The following is a 20,119-nucleotide window of genomic DNA, read 5'->3' as shown; positions in this document are numbered from 1 at the left end:
CAATTGTCGCGATATGTCCGTTTTATCCCCGGATATCGAGTTCATACCATAGATTGTTCAGGGCAAAATTACTGTTCAGGTCAAGATATTGATGAATGTTCAGGGGAAAACCGCATTACGGGAGCAGTGTTCAGGGCAAAACCCGGGTCAAAACCAACTAGTATACAACGGGTAGCACCCGTTGGACAGGGGACTGGACAAGCCACCGGTCGCGAGGACTTCTATCAGGATAGTGAGAAAGAGAGTGAGATGACTCACTGGAGACTCATCGAGAGGGATGCCGATGGAATCTGAGCCGCCACTTGTAGTCTCGGAGTGTCCCGAGAAGCTACGCGAGCGCGAGCAGTGGGTGTGCTGGCGGGAAGAGGAACGGGACGACAAACTGACGAAGATCCCGGTGATACCAGCGACAGGCGGGTTCGCGTCGTCGACGGACCCTGAGACGTGGGACAGCCTCGAAACGGCACTCGAATACACCGAGACGGAGCACGCCGATGGCGTCGGGTTCGTGTTTACCGACAACGACCCCATCGTCGGCGTCGATCTGGACGACTGCCGCGATCCCGAAACCGGCGACGTCGACGACGTGGCGCTGGACATCATCGAGCGACTTGACTCCTACACGGAGGTGTCGCCCTCTGGAACCGGCTACCACGTCCTCATCAAGGGTGACCTCCCAGACGGCCGGAACCGTCGCGGGAGCATCGAGCTGTACGATACGGCGCGGTTCTTCACCGTCACTGGCGACCACGTCGGGCGAACGCCCACACGTGTTGCACGCCGACAGGACGCGCTCGACGCGATTCACCGCGAGTACGTCCAGAACATCGAGCGTGACACGACTCCCGAATCCAGGCAGCGTGGTGACGCTGACGGCCAATCAGCGACGAATGATGCAGACGACGTCGACCTTGAGGACGAGGACCTCCTGGAGAAAGCAACGAATGCGTCGAACGGTGAGAAGTTCGGGCGCCTCTGGAACGGGAACACCGTCGGGTACGACAGCCAGTCGGAGGCCGATATGGCGTTGTGTTGTCTGCTGGCGTTCTGGACCGGCGGCGACCGGACGCAGATGGAGCACCTGTTCCGGCAGTCGGGGCTCCATCGCGAGAAGTGGGACGAGGTTCACTACGCCGATGGGTCGACGTACGGGGAGAAGACCATCGAGCGTGCGATTGCGACCACCTCGGAGTTCTACGACCCGGACGCCGGCGACGATACCGAAGGCCGCGACACCACCTCTGCCGAATCGTCTGCCGACGCCCGTGACGATTCAGAGCGGAGTCGCGCGTACCTGACCGAGAAGAACCGGCTCTTGAGCGAGCGCGTCGACGAACTCGAGGCGACACTCGCAGAGAAAACCAAGCGAATCGACACCCTCGAAGCAGAGATTGAGCGGCTCACCGACGAACTTGCCACCCGTGACCAGCAGGATGGGCAGTCCCAGGGCGAGCAAGTCACTACTGCGAGTGAGAACAGTGGTGAGTCAGAGCCATCCTCCATGTTGAGTCGGTTATTCAGCGGTCGGTCCGAGTAGCGTCGCGACCGCAACGTCACGTCTATCACCCCGGTAGGGGTGCGGGGTAATTGAATTCTCCCCAGGACCAACGCATGTATTCTGAGCGACAGCGCAACCGAAACCGTCGTATCGACCACCATTCAGCCGAATCCGACGGAGCAACCTCGCCTTGGGATGACCTCCGGCTTGACGTGTCAACGACCGGAGTGACGAGTCGATAGTGGCATTCGTCGAGTGTGTCCTCGTCGAACTCACTCACGAGAATGTCGGTACCGAGTACCGGTCCTCGAACGTGTGGGGTGCAACAATCGATCAGTACGTCGCCACCGGTGGGACAGAACAGCGGTTCAGGGAGCGTCGGTATGATGAACCCCTCGACTGGGACGAGAATCAAATCACTCGTGCCGATGTTCGCGAAAAGCTGGTCTGTCGGCTCTCACAGTCGGCGTCAGTGGCAACGAACCGAATCCACGCGGACCCGGTCACCGAACCCGATACATTCGTTGTGAAGCCCATGCAGCAACTGCGAACGGATTTAGGATACGAGGAGAGTTAACCAACAAATGCGATAGAGTTCGGCGATTGTTGGTTAGTCATAGTGAGAGCCCGAGTCAGTAACTTACCTGTCGGCTCTCTTCAATTGCTAGTGTCATAGAATTCTTCCCAGGATATTGATTATATCCGCTTCTACAATGAATTGGCTGGTAAGTGTGTATGAAAGTCAAGCAACGTAACCGAGGTCTCGCAGATCCTCCGTAACACGCGAGTCGGCGACCGACTCCGTTTCAACCGGCGGTTCGGCGACAATGCGACGACGCGACCCACTCTCATACGTAAGCCACGGGACTTTGACGAGTTTGTCAACGTAGATACCTCGGGGGTGTCCATAGCGACGGTTTGGAATCGGAGCTTCGCGTTCCCCGAATAGCTCGCCGTGATCTGCTGAGACGACAAACCGGCCCTGTAATTCTTTGAACAGACGTGTTACTTCGCCAGTCACGAGGTCTAAGTTGTCGAGATAAGCGTCCCACATTTCAGAGCGGGTGACATCAGTCTCGCGGAACGTTGTCTGGAGATCGCCGCCGGTATGGAACTTGTCGGCGTCGGCGCGAAGATATGGGAAATGGGGCTGCATATAGTGGACGAGAATCCGTTTGTTCGGATACTCCTCTGCGGCATCAAGCACGGCACTCGTCACATTATCTGGCTCGAAGTCGCAATAGATGTGGCCGTGAACGCTCGCATTGATTGAGTCTACGAGGCGTTCAAACCACGGATTGGCAGTGACGTAGACTACATCGTGCAGTTCGCGGTCGGCGAAATTCCCGTGAATGAACTCCACACTTGAACTGCCTTTTGATGTTTGGGATTCGAGTTCCCCTGGAAGGTCAACGTGTTCACTAAATGCATCGTAGCGGCATGCATCAAGCAGAATAAGATAATCCCAGTCCTTGCTGAAGATGTCGACCCCGTCTTTGTTGTGTGAGTTGAGATTACCTCGACGGTTAATGAGGCGGTTCACTTCAGTGATGATCCGAATGGGGTCTTTCACAGCACGATGCAGTCCAGACAAATCATACATGTTCCCGTTATTTATCCCATACAATATATTTTTTCGGTGTTTCTGTCTTATGCTGGTGTAATCGTGTCGCCGGACGCGGAGTACCAAGTGCCATTGTATCAGACGAACTCTTCGGGGTTTGTGCTGGTGGTGTTTGTTCCATCGTCGATTCTCGTTTCGCCGTTCATCGTCCCGTTGTAGAGTGATAGGTCGGCCGGTGGGATGGCCGGGTTAACCTACTCAGTAGCAAAGTTGTACGGATTACCGCTGTTGTTCGTCCCTGCGGCACGGTCGTGCCCTGTGTGTGAAGATGACGTTCCAATCTCCTGCTCCACTCCCCCATTCCCATACCGTAGTAGCACCGCCAGTATCGGCAAACTTCCCCTGTGAGGATATACGAACAGTTCTCTGACACCCACTATCTCCAGTCTGTACGTTTGTCTGCGCCGGATGGCGTGAGGCGTGCTCGAAGCGCGTCCCAGCGTGAGTTCCCATGACTGGACCTGATATCCTCGACGACACGACAGACGATTACGAACGACTCGAAACCGAACTCGTTGCACAAGACCGGGATGCGGCCCGGGTCGCGACGGCGGACATCGACGAGCGGAGTGCCCGTCGTCTCGTGAATGATCTCCTCGAGGACGATATGGTGAGGCCGATCCCTGACCAGCGAGTCCTCGTTCACGAGCCCAGTAGTGAGGCGTTCGACTCGATCACCCAGCTCGCCGTGTTCCATCGCGGCTGGCGGGCCGCCAGAGACGCGGAGGACGACTGATGCAACAGACGCTCGCTGGGTGTGTCTTCTGCGATTCATCACCAGGAACAGAGATGGGCGAGGCGCATACCTGGAGGAAAGACGAACGGGTGACGCACCCGATCTGCGTCGACTGTGCGCTCCAAGAGCGGCCTGATCCCGAGGAGCGCGATCACCACGCCTGCGACGGGTGTGGCCTCGTCGTCGACGCCCTCGCGGCGCTCACGCGCTTTCGCGTCGAACTCGGGCATCTCGAGGGGCCGCTCCAGCTGTGTGCGCGATGTAGTCTTGGCGGGCCCGCGACGTACTGGACGCGAGATTTCGAGTCACACGTTGTCGAGTAGCCGTTTAATTCGGTGGAACGTCCCTCGGCGTCCGTTCACATAAGCCAGTAGCGCGTCACTCGCCGCACCGATAGTGTGAAGTACACAGACTTCGGACTATCTACCATGGCTCCTGATCACGATCACGTTCGTCCGGATGGTGGGATCGATACGCTGGACCCACCACCGATCGACGTCCTCACCGAAGACACACTCGAGCCGGAGACGCTGGCCGAGAACGCGCCCCGGCTCGAAACAGTCGTGGAACTGCTCAACCGCCCAGCACTCGCCCGCGTCTACGTCTACATCTGCTACTGGGGCCCGGTCACCCCACCGGAAGCTATGGAGGCGCTCGAGCTCTCGAAATCGACGGCCTACGAGTACGTCGACCGACTGGTTGATCTCGGCCTCGTCGACCGCGACGACTCGACACGCCCCCAGCAGCTGACCGCCGACCCGATCATCATCGTCGAGCAGTACGTCCCGATCGTCATCACGCCGACCGTCCTCCACGCCCTCGGGCTCCAGGAGGTCGACGAGGACATCGAGTACTTCGTAGACCGGTACGGTCTCGGGAAGCTCATCGCCGCGTTGCGCGGCGCCGGGCTCCACTTCGCGGGCAAGACGACTCAGCGGATGGTCGCCAGCGACATCGACGTGCGCGAGACGGAAGCGATGATGATCATCTACGCGCTCAAACCGGCACTAGCCGTCGGCCGGGAGCACGATCCGTTCTTCGAGTACCTCTTCCCGGACGTGCATGACGAGATGGACCTCCCCGATCTCGATGACGTGGCTGACGCTCCGACGGACTCGTCGGACCCCGATAGGTGAGTTCATCGGATGGGTCGAGACACGCCATTATCCGCTGACCAGGACGTCCTCGTCGACGCGAACATCTTCTACGCGATCGGCCAGTCCTCGAATCCGCAGTACCAACGATTTCGCCGAGCCATCCAGTACGCCGGCGTCGTCTGCAAACTCCCCCGGCGCGTGATCGGCGAACTCGGCGGCTCAGAGACGGATCGTGTCCGGACGGCGCTCGACGAAGGATGGGCCGAGATCATCGATGCGCCATCACCAACGGACGGGGACGCTGTCGCGGCAAGCGATATCGCCAGACGGACCATCGCGAGTGAAACGACTAAAGCCGAACACGACGTCGAAAAGACCGATGCAATTCTTGCGGGCCTAGTCATTCAGTATGTGAGAGACCGCTCCACAACGGGTGTTGTTGTACTCACAGACGATCAACCAGCTAAGAAGGGTATCGAGAACGCCGTTCGAGCGCAGGGATACACGGACGCGATCACGGTCTACGGCTTGGCGGACATCATCGGCGACGACCCGGGCGACTCGATGCGGCTGATCTAGACCGAGTAGTGACCCTCATTCCGAAAGCCCTCGGCCGCTCGGCATCCCGCGCCCCACGCTGCGCGCCTCGTCCCTCGGTGCTTGCGGAGTCGGGGGACGACCGAGGCGGCCTCGCCCTTTCTGAGTCCACCAGGACATCGACTGCGTCACTGAGCGTCGAGAGTGGATGGCCAGGTGATTCGTAACGGCTCGCCCCGCTCGCCGCTGCCGCCCTCCGCGTCGCTCGCGACCGACCATTCCGGGCATGCGGGCGCTCTCCGCACCGCCCGCGCCCGTTCCGGGCTAAAATGAATCTGGTCTCGACGCCAGCGCTTCACCCGTCCGGGTCCTGCGGACCTCGGCTCCGCCGACCGCGACGGACGGTGGTTGCGTCGCGGCGAACGGGGAATGCGCTGGCCGCTCGCTCCGGGCGGGTCGGCGCGCGCGGCTGGATGGTTGGCCGCCTCGGGCGCGCTCTCGCTCGCGCCCAAGAGGGCGCTCGCGAAGGCGCGAGCGAGAGCGCGCAGACGAGTCTATTGGCCGTTGTCGTCGTAGAGAAATCCGCGATGTAGCAGCATCGCGGAGTCGGGCGCGTGAGCGCCTTCAGGAACAGGTAAGTTCCAATGTCTAGTACAAACTCGAGTCGCAAGGTCGTTTCGGTCGATGAACAGGCGTTCGAACAAGCGGACAAGCAGGCAGTCGATGAAGAGGGCTTCCCGATCGTCGACGAGACGCCGGAGTTCGAGGCGACGGTCGAAGAGGAAACGCAGGCAAAAGTGGATGCGAATCACCCGGACGGAATCGCGGACACGAGCGAGGACCGAATTCACGGCGTCACCCTCGAACAGGAGGAGCGCATTCAGGCGCGGGAAGCCGAACTGGAGCGCATCAGTGCCCAGGCCGAGCTAGGAACGCAGGACGGTCGCGAGGAGCGCACGCGGGAGGTCGTCGTCGAGCAGTGTGGCCGTGACGAGCCCGAGCCGGTGGAGCGCACGGATCCACGGGAGAAACTGACGCAGGAGAACCTCGCGGCCGTGAACAAGCAGGCGATGCGGATCAAGGAGGAAGTCGATGGCGGGTGGTCACGGGCGGTCGTCGCGAAGCAGCTGGCCGAGAAGGTGCAGCGCGGCCAGGACGTGACGAAGGCGGTGCTGGAGACGCTGGAAGAACTGAAGGCGGTGCCGGGTGCAATCGTGCCCATCGCGGATGTGCCGGACGTCCCGGTTGGGGAGGTGGCGGTCGAAGGAGAAATCACTGAGCTCTGGTCTCCCTCGGCCTCAAACATCCAACAAGTCGGGTTGATCGAAGACGAGAGCGGCCGAACGAAATTCACGGTCTGGGAGAAGAGCCGGAAAACGATGGTTCGAGAAGGGCAGACGGTTAGATTCAGGGCTGTGAAAAAGAATTGGTATCAGGGTCGTTGCAGTCTCGCTATCACGGGCTGGAGTCAGATCGAATTCCCAGAGCGCGGCCGCTGGTGGGAATAGCCGGAGCGGAGCCCCCTTTTTTGCTGGTGTGTACGCGGTCACCGCCACCTCCCACCACCTCCACGGTCCGGGCTGCTCACGGCGCTGCGCGCCGTTGCACTGCCGGGCTTTCGCCACCGCAGCCCATCGGTGTCGGCGCCGTCCCGCGGAGGTGTATATGTGCCCCGTAGTGGGTGAGGGGCATTCCGAGAGACGCGATCCGCGTGAGTCCCCTCGTGCGTATTCATGGCAACCAGAAACATCTACGAGACGGCGTTCGACGAAGACGTCCAGACCGAGAGCGACTCGAATCAGTGTCCCGAGTGCGATGGCCGAGTCACTACCAATGCGGTCGAAACCGTCTGCGAGGACTGTGGGCTCGTCATCGACGAGCAGCGGATCGACCACGGGCCCGAGTGGCGAGGCTTCGATGACGACGAGCGCGAGCGGACAGGCGCTCCGCTCACGGCGGCGCGGCACGACCGGGGATTGTCGACGGAGATCGGGCGCGGGACTGACGCGAACGGGAACGCACTTTCCGGGCAAAAGCAACGGCGGCTGTCCCGGATGCGGCGTGAACAGACGCGTGGACGGTTCCAGTCGAAAGCCGAACGCAACCTCGCACATGGGTTGGGCGAGGTCCGCCGGATCGTGAGCGCGCTCGAGCTGTCCGAGACGATCCGTGACCAGGCGTGCCAGCTCTTCCGCAGTGCTCAGAACGAGGATCTCCTGCGGGGACGCTCGATCGAGGCGATGGCCGCCGCGAGCGTCTATGGCGCGTGTCGGTGTAACGGGCGGCCGCGAACGCTCGACGACGTCACCGAGTCGGCCCGCGTCGAGCAGTCGCGGATTACGAACGCGTACACGACGCTGAACACGGAGCTTGGCCTGCCAGCCCAGCCCGTGACGCCCAGTGCGTTCGTTCCGCGGTTGGCGTCGGAGCTCGATGTCTCCGATCAGATCCGACAGCGGGCCCGGCGATTGGCGGAAGCGTCCGAATCAACCGGAGCCACCACGGGGGTTCGGCCGTCCGGGTTCGCCGCAGCCTGCCTGTACAAGGCCGGGCGCGAACAGGGGCGGTGGATCACCCAGTCGGACGTCGCTGAAGTTGCGAGCGTCTCGGCGGTCACCGTGCGGACCCACCGCGACGCGCTGGACGAACTGGCTGTGTAACGTCCCCACTGTTGATTCTCGGTTGTCTGTAGAGGGTGTCATAGAACGCTTCTAACAGAGTGATTTCATCTACCTCTACAGTGAACACGCCGGTAAGTAGGTCTGCGAACGGCTAGCCCTAGCTACATTAAGCGAAAGAACCGTTAGAACTCTGGAAGTGAACCAAGGTTGTCCTCCTTTACTCTGTTGCCGTCCGTTCGAATAAATTTCTCCCCATCAATAGGTATCACCTCCACACTATCCCCCCAAGTGTATCCTCCGTCTCCATCTGGGGGCACAGTATAATAGTCGTCTCCAGACTCAATTGAATCTACCACAGACTGTCTAGATGTCTTCGAGGGCGTACTGAACTCAGTCTCCGAGTTGTCATACCCCCCTCGTTTGACATCAGTAATTCGACTGTGGTCACTATCATATGAAACCTTAGTAATCACATAGTCCGGATTGGGCATATATTCTCTTATATTCCCATTCCGTCATAAAACCCTAGTGAGGATGAAGATATCTAGTTACAATCTCTTCTCGATATGATCTGAGCCTTTCCATAACCTATCCTCCGGATAGTGGACTCGCTGTACTTATCGATCGTCGGAGAGTCGCGAAGAACGTATGCGAATCGTTCTACGACACCCTCTGTCTGTAGGCTAATTGATGTGGGAGCTATTGTTTAAACCTGAAAACGAAGCATGCTACGGCTAGACCACTCTATGACCGACCAGTACACCGACTACGAAGCTCTTCGGCCACTCGGCGAAGCCACCCACGTTCCCGACGATCAACTCGCCAGTGGTAGCGACCCCCGGCGGCAGCGATCTAGTGACGTCGACGCGAGCTATCCAGATGACCCGATAGCGGCTGTCCCCGAGTGCGAGTCCTGTGGAGCATCGATTCCCACGGGGCAGTCGAAATGTCGGTTCTGCCTGACGAATCATCTCGGTGCCGACGTCACCAGGACGGACGAGTCAATGAAGACGGCGCTTCTCGGCATCGTCCACCTTGTCGTCGAGTCGGCCACGTTCTACGGCGCCGTCGCGAAGGGCGGAGCCGCCGCGAACCTCCTCACCTCGAACAACGCGGAGCTGGCCGTCGACGAATACACCCTGGTCTACGATCTCGACGAGCCACCTGCGCGCCAACTGGCCGACCGATGGCCCTCGCTCCCCGCTGCGGTACAGCGTGACTCAGCCGAGGGTGAGCAGCTGCTCGCAGCCGCCCGCGACCGAACAGGATGGCACGGGCAGGAAGCGGTCGAGCACCAGCAGCAAGCACCGACACGGCTCTACGACCAGCGAGGGAACGGCATCCGTGACGAGGCGAGCCTCAGAGAAATCGTCGACGACGCCAACGACGAGATTTGGCTGGTCCCAGCGATCGCCCTCACCGCGACAACAGCCAAGCGTGACTCGGACAGCCGACCGTCGTCGATTCCGACGACGGCCCGTCTCGACTGTCAGGACTGTGGGAGAGCGACCGATCATCAGTTCGAGACCCACGAATCGATCCCTGACGAGACGTGGACGGGACAGCCGATCTGGGAGTGCCAGGTGTGTGGAACGGCTCGCTACGGCCCCGCCCCCGAGTAGCGCAGCAACCAGACGAGTTAACCAACACAGACCGGGCGTCTTCGAGGTTTGTTGGTTAACGGATTGCCCGCCGTCGAGACCGGCGAGAGTGGCAGCGTGGCGTCTATCTGCGCCGGCGAGCCGTGAGGCGCTTCCGATGGATCAACAGTTCAAACAGGGCTACCGGATGCATTGCGTGCTCAGCAACCTCAATCGATTGGATATCGACCAACTGGACGATGCAGATCAGGAACGAGTCGAGACAGCGAGGGACCTCCTAAAAGAGGTGAGTCTCCTCACTCGACCGGCCAACGGTAACGGGGAAGACGCCCGAGCAGACTCCTAACCGACGTCTCCGTCCCCGGTCACAGGGGGTACTCCTGAACGTGTTTTTTCGCCCCCGAAAGGGGGTGCGGGGGCTACCCCGTGAGGTCCAGACATGGCGACACTACAAGCGGCGACAACGTCGACCGGCGCGATCGTGTCGGATCCGCAGGCAGTTCGTGAGCTCTGCGAGACCTACTGCTTCGGGACGCTCAACTGGGAGGTCACCGAGGAGGGCGATCTCACCATCTGGGGACACGACGACTTCGAGGTGTACGAGACCAGGGAGAACGGTCTCCCGGACTACGAGGGCGGAATCGTGACCTACGAGTTCCTACAGGCACTAGCCGACTACCTCGAAGCTGACGAGGAACTCGATATTCAGACGGCTGGGTTCACGAAGTGCCGGTTCCCGGTCCTGGCGAAACGGTACGTCGTTCGCGACGGTGAGGTCCTTCACGCGGACCTCAGCAGCCCCGAGCCGATCACCGAGTAGCTGCTGGCCAGCCTCCGCCTGTGTCCAGGAGGGTTTATCGGGGGCCGAAGGGCTGAGCCCCCTCGCGGGGGCCGGTCGTAAAACCATGTCCGAACAATCTACCGACGACCCGTTCGAGGACTGTGAGCTAAGCCCCGAGGCGATCCTCGGGACCCAAACCTACGAAGACGTCCTGTTCACCGACGGCACAGAGACACCCGTGAACGTCCTGACCGGTGAGACGCCCAAGCATTCGCAGGCCACCGTCGACGAGGCTCGAGCCTTCGCATCGAGTATCGACAACGACACGCCGCAGATCGCCTTGCCGGCATCGGTCGAGACACAGATCGAGACCGCGAGCAAACCGTACACGGCAGCGGCGTTCTTCCACTTCAAGGCGACGGGGTCACTCCAACGCCACCGCGCCTACCACGCCGCCGAAGAGTCGGATGGGTTCGTGGTTTCGTTCGAGGCGGACTACGAAACCGGCGACCTGACGATCACCGTCGAGGAAGTGAGTGAATCGGAGCGAGACAACCGCTAGCGAGCGCTGCTTCTGGTGGCGTTTGTCAAGCGCCGGCGATGGGTGCCGGCGCACCCGAGAGTGAGGCAGGGTACAGTCAGGGGGCGTCGGCAGCCCAAGGTGAGACCCAATGCACATGGTCATTTACACGCTCGTAGAGGCATCGACAGAAGACGACGCACTCGCCACCGGAAAGACGGTGTTCGATCGACTCGTCGGCGCCGTGCCACACGCCAGCGCCGTCTTCGACTACTACGTCGCGTTCGATGAAGAAGGGACATCGGTCGCTGGCACGGCTCGGTGGGGCGACTTGCCGGTAGCTGCGCCCGTGGAATCGGACGAGGGTGAGGAGCTACTCGAACGCGGGTGGGAGGCGACCGAGGAGGAGTTCCAGCGGAATCTCGACCGCGTGAAGGAGGCGCTCGACGAACTCAGCGATGAAGAGATTATGCGCGACGAGGATCTCGCCCGGCACGCCTTCCACCAGGTCGGCGCGTACGACGGCCCCTCGGTCTTCCTGTACGATGAACACGGGAGCGGCATTCGGCATCGCGGCCAGCTAGACCGAATCCTCGACGAGAGTGACGACCTCTGGATCGTGCCCGCAGACGTCCACTTCTAACAACAACCCCCGATTCACAACAGGTAGTGCGAGAACCACCCACCCACACTCAAACTCAAGTACCCGAATACTGGGACAGAAGCACGAACGGTTCTACACCGCACCACCGACAGAGTTTTTAGGTTTCCGCGAAAATTGAAATGTATGGCAGAATCCGCTGTCTCACATTCACATCCCCTTGATACGATGCTGGCCGTCTCCGACGTGATTCGGAACGACCGGCTTGCCCAGCTCTATAGCCGTGTCCTCGAACACGACTCTCCAACTGTCGAGGAACTGGCCGAGGGCATCGAGAGCTCGACGACAACCGTCTACGAGGATGTCAAGCATCTCGTGGAGATTGGCCTTCTGGAGCGTGTCACGGAGACGCAGCCCCACCGCTATCGAGCGAGCCGCGTCGATATGACGATCCAGGCCGGCGGGGAGACCTTCCAGATCACGCCGACGCTTCTGGTCGCCCTCGCCGACCGCCAGTCGAACGAGAATATTAGCCTCTACATCGACCGCCACGGTGTCAGCGGCCTCGCAACGGCGATCGAATACGCTCGAGCGTATACGCAGTCGGAAATGAACGCCCGGATCATGGCCCGTGAACAGGATATCCCTGTTCTCGAAGCGGAAACCATCCTCCAAGAACTCCAGGAAATCATTCTGGAGACCGAGCCCGATACCGCTACGAGCCTCGATATCGAGGAGCTTGATGCTGCCGTCGATGAACGCTTGGACAAGTAGTAACCGTGTCAGCGCAACTTTTTCCATCTGTCGAGAGTCATATCATCGACGCAAATCTCTTCATCCGGTTCGAACGCCACGACACCGTCAATCTGCTTGAACGTGCTGTTACTGAGCGTGATGTCGTCCTCCTCCTGCCCACACGAGTATACGAAGAACTCACGCCCGAATCCTATCCCCACGGGACTCCTCCAATAGAGGATGCAATCGAAGCTGGCTGGGTACAGCTTCTTGAGGAGGTTGACTATTCTAATCCGGTCGTTTCAGCGACGATGGATATGGTTCGCCAGTATATTGCTGCCGCCACCGACCGTCCCGAGCACACGATCGAGCAAGCAGATGCGGAAGTTGGTGGGGCGGCAGCAACACTCCTCGAACAAGGGCAGACAGAATCGATCGCCATCTACACGAACGATTTACCGGCGTTCCGCGGGATTGAGCGGGCACTCTCACAGCACGGCTACGAGGACCCGGTTCAGCTCGTCAAAGCCTTCGACTTCGTCAAGTCTGTCGAAAATCGGTACCAGTTCTCTGGGTGATCGGTTCTCGCTATACTTCGCAATTGAACTGCGATAAATCACTCTGTAGCGGTTTTGCAAAAGCGGCCTCGGGACGCTAAGCATCAAGAAAATCCGTAGTTTGGTTTTCCATCCGTGTCGACATATGATTCCTCATCGCATCAAGATTCGCTAGAGTTGGCTCAAAGAACACGACATATCGTCGGCCCATCTATACGAACAGCAAGCAAACAGGAGTATAAAACCGAGTGTTAGAATTCGGCCTTGAATTCGTCTTCGTCAGGCAGCATCTCAAGTGCCTCCTCAGCTGAAACAGCTTCAGGAGACTCCTTACCGTCTTCGTCTCCGGCCGTGGGAGCGGACATACAAAACCGCACACAGTGTAGTCTGATAAACTTTTACCGGCAGTACAGCACTAAGCAACATCCCTGACGACGAAATTCCTGAAAAGTGCGTACACTCACCCAGACCAACGCTCAGTACAACACAGTCGTGATAGTCAGCAACTGAGAGGTGGATCTATTTTCAGCGTCACTGCGGTGACGTCTATTTTGGGCCGGGAGGGGTGGCCCGTCTCAATCGGGCCAGATCCACAGATGAGTCTGGAAGTCATCGACCGTCACAGTGAGGCATTGTTCGAGTTCCTCTGGTGCCCCGTTTGCGGGCACGAGGTCTTCACCCACATCCCATTCGAGGGCGTGTTCTGCAAGAACTGTAACACGCAGGTCGAACTCCAGGAGTCCCAAGAGACCCGCGGCTACGAGGAGGCCGTCCTCGCCTGCTTCGACACCCACTCAACGTGGAACCTCCACGTCGACGAGAAACTGCGTCGCGACCTGCCCGACGGATCGGCACGAGTGAAGATTCTCGGCGCACCGGGCGCCTACGACGTCGACTGGTGGAGTCCAGAACCTGGCGACGATTGGGAGCCAGTCGAACGAGGCGAGTTCGACGACATCAACGAACCGGCAGAGATCTCCCACCTCGCGTAGGGAGAACGCAATCACCGTGGCTGTTTGTTGCCCCCAGAGGGGTGCGGGGGTGCTCGACCGAGCATCGCCCGAACAGACCAATGAGTCGAACCAACAACACGCACTCGATCGAACAGATACGCCCACCGAGCGACCGCGATGTCATCTATGTCGGGTATCGACATCGAGGAAACGCCGTCGTGGAGAAACGCCCCGGCCAGGAACGGCTCACGCCAGACCGGAGTCTTGAGCTGGTGAATCACAGTCCCTCGGGCTTCGAATGGGGATACGGCGGCAGTGGGCCGGCGCAACTCGCGCTCGCTCTCCTCCTCGACTACACGGGAGACGAGGCGTTCGCCCTTGACCACTACCAGGAGTTCAAAACCGAGGTCGTGAGCCAGCTGGACTGTACTGGGTCCGACGAGTACTGGCGACTCACCGCCAGCGAGATCGACGCAGCTCTGGACATAACACCCGACGAGCCGGTCGCACCGACCATCTAAGCACCAATCATCGAGAGCAATCCATGTCAGAACACACCCAGCCATCTCGTGCGGATGTCGAATCGGCCAAATCCAGTGAGCAGCCGAAACAAACGGAGTACGTCGAGCGCAGTGATGTCGGCGTCTCACTTACTGTGAAGCTCACTCGTGGCACCGGCACCCGTGACCAGGACAAGATCGTCGCGAAGGCGAAAGGTAAGACCCTCGAAGACGCCCGCGAGGACATGGAAATCCTCCGAGGGTACATCCACGATCTCGCCGAGGACGCCCGTCAGATCCAACCCAAGGAAGCAGACGAGTAGCGGGCGCGCTGTTTTTCGTCGCCTCAGCAGTGACGGAGGCGATCATCAGTGAGCAACCCTGACGTCCAATCGACAGACGCAAGCGAGCTTTCGCCAGAACAACGCCTCAAACCCGCGAATACGCGACTCATCAACGCCGGCATCGTGACGATTCACGATATGGAGATGCTGCGAGCGTGCGTCGCCTACGAGAACGCGAACCAGCAGCGCGTCCCGATCCTCCGCCGACTCGAAGAGCGGGCCAGCGAAATCCGCTCACAAGACGACTGACGCGACAGCAGGGGGCTGTTTGTCGGAGCCTCAGTGGGTGGAGGCTCAATCCAGATGAGCGATCGACCCGAAATCGATATTCAGCGACAGACCGCGTTCGGAGACGATGGCCAACTCGAAGTGACCGAAACAAGCGTCGAAACCTCACTCGAGGACTTCGGTGCCGACGTGGATCATCGCGACCGTGATTCACGGCTCGATCGACCGGAAGCGAGTGAGTTCGGCGTCGACGACCGGCCAGAAGTCGAACGATCGTCTGAGAGCGATCAGGCCAGTCTCTTCGCTGATACGGCCGAGGACCAGCAAACGCTCGCCGGCGACGATGCGGCCGCTCGCTGTCTCTTCGAAGAGTAACTATGACACGACTCACCAATTGGACGCGAAAGAGCCGCACACCGGCCCTGGCGTACCGACATATAGAGACCGACGCGCGAGCAGTCCTGCATCGAGCACCAGATTCGTACGTGCACAAGTGGCGGGCCGCCATTCTCGTCGAGGGCTATCCGGTGTGGTCGCGCGGCTTCGCGACGAAGGAAGCTAAATCGCTTCGCGACGAACTCCGAAAGCGTCCCGAGCCTGCACTTCCTTGTCCAGAGTGTCCGAACGACGAGGTCGTCGTCGGACAGAAGAGTGCTGACGGTGCGAAGGTACAACGATGGTTCGAGTGCCGGGAATGCGGCTACGAAAGCCGCTCAGCAATTATCTACGGTCCTGAGCGCTGAACGGACAATCGGAGCCTGCGCGTGCTCGCTAGTGTGGATTCCGCGGGTATACTCCGGCGATGAGCAGCTATTCAGCCACCACTGGCGAAGCACGAGGTAGTTTTTGAGCGCCCGAGAAGGGCGCGGGCGCAGGTAACTGTGCCCGTGAGGGAATTCAGAATGAACGATGCAAATCAGACGGCAGCGTACAGGCTGACGATCACCGTCGACGGCGCCGATCTTCCCATCGACGAAGACGGACGCCATGCGCTCCTCGAAGATCTTCGCACAGCGATCCGAAACCGGCTTGGGGAGCGCCACGGCGTTGAGACCGACCAAGACGACATCACGGTTGCTACGGGCTACCGCTACGCGCAGGTGCCGGCAGACTGTCCACTCTGCAGTGAACGACTCGACCTCCTGAGCGTCCATCTCGACGAGGAGAACGGCGCGTACGCACACGCTAGTTGTTCCAGCGAGGACTGTGACTGGAGCGGTGACGCCGTCTACCGAATCGTCGACCTCGAGGGCAGCGAGACCGATGCCATCGAGAGTAGCGTTCTGACCGGCGATATCGCGCCGACCTATTCCTCGTACTGAGGTGAAATCAATGACCGACACACCGACATTCACGCGTATTGAGCCGAGTTGTCCCCGCGACGACTGTGACTCCCAGCTGGGTATTGGCAACCCCGTGTACGCTGGCGAGCAGACCGACATCGCCTATGCCGACGTGTGGTGTCTCGATGACGAGTGTTCGTTCACTGCCTGCGGGCAGTTCGCGCTCGTCGATCTACTCACTGGCGACGGAGATACCCAGACGAGTCTCGTCCACGCAGGACAGATCGAGCCACGAGTGGCACGATACCACCGCTGAGGTAGCGGTGAACGCGGTCGCGACGTTCTGAGCGACACGATTGTACTGTTCTGATTTGATTAACCAACAATAGAAGCAGCTACACTGCTATTGTTGGTTAATTGTGCCGCTGTCAGGGGTTTGTCGCGCCCCGAGAGCGGGCGCGGGGCGAGAGATTCCGCGTGCTCCGGGGTGATTCGACATGTCGTTCACAGCGAGTACGACCTCCAGCAGCATCGCTACCGAAATTATCGCCGCTCGGCAGGCTGACCATATAGCGTTCCTCCATCGCGTTCCCTTCGCGCTAGAGGCGTTCCGACTCGGCTTTCTCACGGGCTTTCGCGAGGACTGTAGCTACCAACAACAGCAGTATACGGAGTTCGATCTTCCGGTCGGGATGCTCGACAACGACTTTCGCAATCCTGACCTCGAGCGGTACGTCGCACGCTTTTTCGAGTGCGAACCACGGGTCGGCGTGATCGGCGACGCCTACGACGTCGACGAAGTCGAAGATTACGTTGCTGCTGCCCGCGAGATTCAGGGCAGTTACCCAGAGGCGGACCTCATCATCGTCCCGAAGTGCCGCGCGGTGATCGACTCGATTCCCGACGACATCGTGCTCGGCTACTCGCGGGGGTACGCCGACCGGTTGGCTCACGAGTTCTCGGAGCCGACCGATTGGCGTGGCCGTCGCGTTCACATCCTCGGCGGAAGCCCACCGAAACAGCTGAACGTCATCGAGCAGCTGACCCGGCCGACGCTCACAGGTGAGCCACCGGCCGACATCGTCGGTCTCGACTGGAACGGGCTGCATCGCGGCGCGCAGTTCGGGGAGTTCTGGACAGCTGAGGGGTGGGACGACAGCGGTCGCGACGCCGACCACGTCACTATTCGGAAGACGGTCCGCCACAGTCTCGCCCGGGTCAAGGAATTCTGGCAGTCCCACGGCGTCTGGCCCGAGTCGACACCGCAGGACGACTCCTTGGAGGTCGAGTATGAGGGCCCATCACCGAGCGGTATCGATGGTGCCGCTTGTACCGAATGCGGAGCGAACGTCTGGACGACTCGCCGCGGTCCCTTCGTCGCCGAATACGACACGGGCGCCGTCTGTGGCTACTGCAGTTACGACTGCTACTTCACCCATCGCCATCGAAACAACCTCGAGGAAATCGGCGGCGAGCAGAGCGTCTACATCCCGCCGACGTAACGCAGCGTGCTGTTTTTCGTGCCCCCGGAAAGGGCGGGGGCTCGATCCAGAGAGTCCTCCAAGAAGGTGATTTTCCGTGAGTCAACAACAGCATCCGAACGACGTCTCGATCGACGACATCCCAGTCGACGTAGCGAATACCCAATCAGAAGAAGTCGATCCCGCTGAGGTACCCGAAGAGATCGAATCGATCACCCGGGGGCTCGCCGGTGAGCATCCACCGACAAATCCACTCGTCGTGCTGAAGGCAGCCCGCTGGTGGTACATCCATGGAAAGGGCGGGTCGGATCCCGCCTTCCGGTGGGCCATCGAGTGGGCGCGGCACCTCGCGACCGACACGCCCAGCGACGTTGAACGCTTCGACGACTTCCTCGAGTACCTCGTCACGGTCGGCTTCGCTGACGAGACCCACGACCTCCGGTAACCGCGAGAGCGGTTTTTTATGCGCCCCTGAGGGGTGCGGCGCGTCCTGCACTGCCGCAGTCGCGGTGAACTCGATTTGGTGACTACGATGGCTACAACCAGTGACTCGTCGGTGTCCTTCGAGGAGACCGACACCCGATCGGACGAGATGAACAGTACGATCGAACAGTGGATCGACGACCTCGTCGCCGGCGTCGACGACGCGCAGGCCAGTGAGGAGTTCCAGGAGTGGCTCGACGTCCAGTCCCGGTTCCACGACTACTCACATCGAAACACACTCCTCATCAAACTCCAGTGTCCCGAGGCGACGAAGGTCGCGGGCTACAACACTTGGCGAAATGAATTCGACCGGCACGTCCAAGAGGGCGAACAGGCGATCTGGATCTGGGCACCGATCATCGCCAAGCAGTGTCCGGAGTGCGAGAACTCGCCGAGCTACCACGAGCAGAGCGACTGTGACTACGACGAGACACCGTCGGAGGAGTGGTCCAAAGGCCTGGTCGGCTTCAAGCCCACAGCTGTCTTCGACGTCTCCCAGACCGAAGGCGAGCCGCTTCCCGAGCTCGAAACCGAGGCCACTGGGGACGGCGACGGGGTGGTGCCCGCACTCACAGATGCCGCTGATGACCTCGGCGTGACTGTGGAGATCGTCGACGCTGTCGAATGGGAGCATGGCGACGCGAAGGGTATCTGTAGACATCGGAATACAGACAACGACCGGCCTGTCGTCGAGGCGAAAGCCCGTGAGAATCAGGCCGACCTTGCGGTGACACTCGTTCATGAGTACGCTCACGCGCTGCTTCATGACGATGTCGACGACGCGACTGAGCGCGCGAAACGGGAGGTAGAAGCCGAAGCTGTGGGATACATTGTCGGGCGGTATTTCGGCCTTGATACGAGCGGATCAGCGTTCTACCTTGCCGCGTGGCAGGACGACGACTCGGAAGTCCTCCAGGAGCGTCTCGGTCGAATCAGTTCGTCCGCACAGGAGATCATTGGAGTAGTTGCTGAGGACTGATCTAACATTTCTGATTTAACCAACAGTCGGAGACAATCACTGCTCTTCGTTGGTTAAGTCTATCTGCGCCCGCCGAGGGGCGGAGGCGCAATCCTGTCTCCACGAATTATGAGTGACCCGTATCTGTCCGCTATCCTCGACGAGGCGGAACGAGTTGCAGAACAGCACGACCAAATCGCTCGCTCGACGGATCATCCAACACACGAGTACCTGCGGTACGCCGTTCTCCGGCTGCTCGAAGGCGAGGCTGACGAGACCACTGCGAACATCCCCGAGATCGACGGCGTGACTGTTGGGTATGGAGAGGACGAAGCGATGTTCGACAGCTGGGGTGACGACGTCGAGTGGTGGGAGACGGTGCCGACCCGAGAGGAGTGTACCCGTTTCCGGATCTTCTACCCTGACGAGTACAAAATCGTCCCCCGGGTGATCGTCGACGTGATGGCTGTCCTCGGCGCGTGGCGCGTGTGGGCTGGGAACGCCGCAGCCTGTGGCTCCTACGACCATCGCGAGCGCCGCGAAGTTCACTACCTCTGGCCAGAAGGCCATCCGGTCGAGGAACGACTCCACGAACGGCTCGCTGGCCCTGCCGCCGCCGTCGCGCCGGACGGTGGCCGAACGGGCGACATTCGTGATCGAATGGTTGTCACGGAGGACTCGAGCCAACTTGCGGACCTCGAACCGCGAACCCGACGCGCCGTCGACGAAGCAATGGCAGTTTCGCTGCTGGAAAAGGGCGGTCGCTACGAGGTGCAGTCAGCCTCGGGGAGCTGGTACGAAGTCGACGTGATCAGCGAATCCTGTACCTGTCCGGACTGGCAGCAACGGGCGCCCGAGGGCGGCTGTAAACACATCCGCCGGGTGGACCACGAAATCAAGCAGGGACGAGTTCCCCGCCCGGATGGGCGACTCCCGACCGGGTTGAATCAGACATAATTAACCAACAGAACTATGAATTAA

29 protein-coding genes are annotated in these 20,119 nt (G+C 60.1%); 27 read left to right on the top strand and 2 right to left on the bottom strand.

Going from position 1 to position 20,119, the window contains the following annotated elements; genetic code table 11:
• Positions 1-283 precede the first annotated feature (283 nt).
• Both ACFQEY_RS15095 and ACFQEY_RS15090 read left to right on the top strand, forming a co-directional pair.
• Positions 284-1,537: a phage NrS-1 polymerase family protein gene (locus ACFQEY_RS15095; protein WP_379770112.1), complete on the top strand. Its 1,254-nt coding sequence runs from the start codon at positions 284-286 to the stop codon at positions 1,535-1,537.
• A 202-nt stretch (positions 1,538-1,739) separates the two neighbouring features.
• Positions 1,740-2,075 carry a hypothetical protein gene (locus ACFQEY_RS15090; protein WP_379770110.1) on the top strand — a complete coding sequence of 112 codons (336 nt, stop codon included), beginning with the start codon at positions 1,740-1,742 and terminating at the stop codon, positions 2,073-2,075.
• 165 nt (positions 2,076-2,240) lie between these two features.
• Here ACFQEY_RS15090 and ACFQEY_RS15085 read toward each other — a convergent pair whose 3' ends face one another.
• Positions 2,241-3,071: an alkaline phosphatase family protein gene (locus tag ACFQEY_RS15085; RefSeq protein WP_379770108.1), complete on the bottom strand. Its 831-nt coding sequence runs from the start codon at positions 3,069-3,071 to the stop codon at positions 2,241-2,243.
• A 502-nt stretch (positions 3,072-3,573) separates the two neighbouring features.
• On the opposite strand from ACFQEY_RS15085, the gene ACFQEY_RS15080 reads away from it, so the two are divergent.
• The 6 genes from ACFQEY_RS15080 (at position 3,574) to ACFQEY_RS15055 (ending at position 8,152) form a co-directional block, all read left to right on the top strand.
• On the top strand, positions 3,574-3,858 hold the full coding sequence (locus ACFQEY_RS15080) for a hypothetical protein (RefSeq protein ID WP_379770105.1): 285 nt from the start codon (positions 3,574-3,576) through the stop codon (positions 3,856-3,858).
• Positions 3,858-4,181, top strand: a complete 324-nt coding sequence (locus ACFQEY_RS15075) for a DUF7558 family protein (protein ID WP_379770103.1) — start codon at positions 3,858-3,860, stop codon at positions 4,179-4,181. Before ACFQEY_RS15080 ends, ACFQEY_RS15075 begins: the two co-directional genes overlap by 1 nt.
• Positions 4,182-4,286: 105 nt before the next feature.
• A complete protein-coding gene (locus ACFQEY_RS15070; protein WP_379770100.1) occupies positions 4,287-4,994 on the top strand; it encodes a DUF7437 domain-containing protein in 708 nt (235 codons plus the stop codon).
• A gap of 9 nt (positions 4,995-5,003) precedes the next feature.
• Positions 5,004-5,534, top strand: coding sequence for a hypothetical protein (locus tag ACFQEY_RS15065; RefSeq protein ID WP_379770098.1), 531 nt, complete (start codon positions 5,004-5,006; stop codon positions 5,532-5,534).
• 602 nt (positions 5,535-6,136) lie between these two features.
• Entirely contained in the window at positions 6,137-7,000 is an 864-nt protein-coding gene (locus ACFQEY_RS15060) for a DNA-binding protein (RefSeq protein WP_379770096.1), read from the top strand.
• Between the two features lie 225 nt (positions 7,001-7,225).
• On the top strand, positions 7,226-8,152 hold the full coding sequence (locus ACFQEY_RS15055; protein WP_379770094.1) for a transcription initiation factor IIB: 927 nt from the start codon (positions 7,226-7,228) through the stop codon (positions 8,150-8,152).
• 143 nt (positions 8,153-8,295) lie between these two features.
• On the opposite strand, the gene ACFQEY_RS15050 is transcribed toward ACFQEY_RS15055, so the two are convergent.
• Positions 8,296-8,604: a DUF3892 domain-containing protein gene (locus tag ACFQEY_RS15050; RefSeq protein ID WP_379770092.1), complete on the bottom strand. Its 309-nt coding sequence runs from the start codon at positions 8,602-8,604 to the stop codon at positions 8,296-8,298.
• Between the two features lie 255 nt (positions 8,605-8,859).
• Between ACFQEY_RS15050 and ACFQEY_RS15045 the strand changes: the two genes are divergently transcribed.
• From ACFQEY_RS15045 to ACFQEY_RS14955, 19 genes are all read left to right on the top strand, one after another.
• Complete coding sequence (locus tag ACFQEY_RS15045; RefSeq protein WP_379770090.1) at positions 8,860-9,735, top strand: biosurfactant protein 1; 876 nt, start codon at positions 8,860-8,862, stop codon at positions 9,733-9,735.
• A 136-nt stretch (positions 9,736-9,871) separates the two neighbouring features.
• The gene (locus ACFQEY_RS15040; protein WP_379770088.1) at positions 9,872-10,060 is read left to right on the top strand and encodes a hypothetical protein; all 189 of its coding nucleotides are present in this window, start codon (positions 9,872-9,874) and stop codon (positions 10,058-10,060) included.
• Positions 10,061-10,153: 93 nt separating this feature from the next.
• Positions 10,154-10,534: a hypothetical protein gene (locus ACFQEY_RS15035; protein WP_379770086.1), complete on the top strand. Its 381-nt coding sequence runs from the start codon at positions 10,154-10,156 to the stop codon at positions 10,532-10,534.
• Positions 10,535-10,619: 85 nt separating this feature from the next.
• Positions 10,620-11,057, top strand: coding sequence for a hypothetical protein (locus tag ACFQEY_RS15030; RefSeq protein ID WP_379770084.1), 438 nt, complete (start codon positions 10,620-10,622; stop codon positions 11,055-11,057).
• A gap of 109 nt (positions 11,058-11,166) precedes the next feature.
• Entirely contained in the window at positions 11,167-11,658 is a 492-nt protein-coding gene (locus tag ACFQEY_RS15025) for a hypothetical protein (RefSeq protein ID WP_379770082.1), read from the top strand.
• 186 nt (positions 11,659-11,844) lie between these two features.
• Positions 11,845-12,390, top strand: coding sequence for a DUF7437 domain-containing protein (locus ACFQEY_RS15020; RefSeq protein WP_379770080.1), 546 nt, complete (start codon positions 11,845-11,847; stop codon positions 12,388-12,390).
• Between the two features lie 5 nt (positions 12,391-12,395).
• Positions 12,396-12,929: a hypothetical protein gene (locus ACFQEY_RS15015; RefSeq protein ID WP_379770078.1), complete on the top strand. Its 534-nt coding sequence runs from the start codon at positions 12,396-12,398 to the stop codon at positions 12,927-12,929.
• 575 nt (positions 12,930-13,504) lie between these two features.
• On the top strand, positions 13,505-13,900 hold the full coding sequence (locus ACFQEY_RS15010; protein WP_379770076.1) for a DUF7567 family protein: 396 nt from the start codon (positions 13,505-13,507) through the stop codon (positions 13,898-13,900).
• Positions 13,901-13,980: 80 nt separating this feature from the next.
• The gene (locus ACFQEY_RS15005; RefSeq protein WP_379770074.1) at positions 13,981-14,382 is read left to right on the top strand and encodes a DUF6166 domain-containing protein; all 402 of its coding nucleotides are present in this window, start codon (positions 13,981-13,983) and stop codon (positions 14,380-14,382) included.
• A 23-nt stretch (positions 14,383-14,405) separates the two neighbouring features.
• Positions 14,406-14,684 carry a DUF7389 domain-containing protein gene (locus tag ACFQEY_RS15000; protein WP_379770071.1) on the top strand — a complete coding sequence of 93 codons (279 nt, stop codon included), beginning with the start codon at positions 14,406-14,408 and terminating at the stop codon, positions 14,682-14,684.
• A 48-nt stretch (positions 14,685-14,732) separates the two neighbouring features.
• Positions 14,733-14,954 carry a DUF8129 domain-containing protein gene (locus ACFQEY_RS14995; RefSeq protein ID WP_379770069.1) on the top strand — a complete coding sequence of 74 codons (222 nt, stop codon included), beginning with the start codon at positions 14,733-14,735 and terminating at the stop codon, positions 14,952-14,954.
• Positions 14,955-15,008: 54 nt separating this feature from the next.
• Positions 15,009-15,308, top strand: coding sequence for a hypothetical protein (locus ACFQEY_RS14990; protein WP_379770066.1), 300 nt, complete (start codon positions 15,009-15,011; stop codon positions 15,306-15,308).
• Between the two features lie 2 nt (positions 15,309-15,310).
• A complete protein-coding gene (locus ACFQEY_RS14985; protein WP_379770062.1) occupies positions 15,311-15,676 on the top strand; it encodes a DUF7568 family protein in 366 nt (121 codons plus the stop codon).
• Positions 15,677-15,835: 159 nt separating this feature from the next.
• Positions 15,836-16,255 (top strand): hypothetical protein, encoded by a 420-nt coding sequence (locus tag ACFQEY_RS14980; protein WP_379770060.1) that lies wholly within the window; start codon positions 15,836-15,838, stop codon positions 16,253-16,255.
• A gap of 10 nt (positions 16,256-16,265) precedes the next feature.
• Entirely contained in the window at positions 16,266-16,532 is a 267-nt protein-coding gene (locus tag ACFQEY_RS14975) for a hypothetical protein (protein WP_379770057.1), read from the top strand.
• 181 nt (positions 16,533-16,713) lie between these two features.
• Positions 16,714-17,718 carry a DUF6610 family protein gene (locus tag ACFQEY_RS14970; protein ID WP_379770054.1) on the top strand — a complete coding sequence of 335 codons (1,005 nt, stop codon included), beginning with the start codon at positions 16,714-16,716 and terminating at the stop codon, positions 17,716-17,718.
• 76 nt (positions 17,719-17,794) lie between these two features.
• A complete protein-coding gene (locus ACFQEY_RS14965) occupies positions 17,795-18,142 on the top strand; it encodes a DUF8013 domain-containing protein (protein WP_379770052.1) in 348 nt (115 codons plus the stop codon).
• Between the two features lie 87 nt (positions 18,143-18,229).
• Positions 18,230-19,159, top strand: a complete 930-nt coding sequence (locus tag ACFQEY_RS14960) for an ArdC-like ssDNA-binding domain-containing protein (RefSeq protein WP_379770049.1) — start codon at positions 18,230-18,232, stop codon at positions 19,157-19,159.
• A gap of 108 nt (positions 19,160-19,267) precedes the next feature.
• A complete protein-coding gene (locus ACFQEY_RS14955; protein ID WP_379770046.1) occupies positions 19,268-20,095 on the top strand; it encodes a hypothetical protein in 828 nt (275 codons plus the stop codon).
• Positions 20,096-20,119: the final 24 nt, after the last annotated feature.

The sequence above is a fragment of the Halorubrum trueperi genome (assembly GCF_042662525.1).
Lineage (GTDB): Archaea > Halobacteriota > Halobacteria > Halobacteriales > Haloferacaceae > Halorubrum > Halorubrum trueperi.
This window is presented reverse-complemented; position numbering and strand designations above follow the sequence as displayed.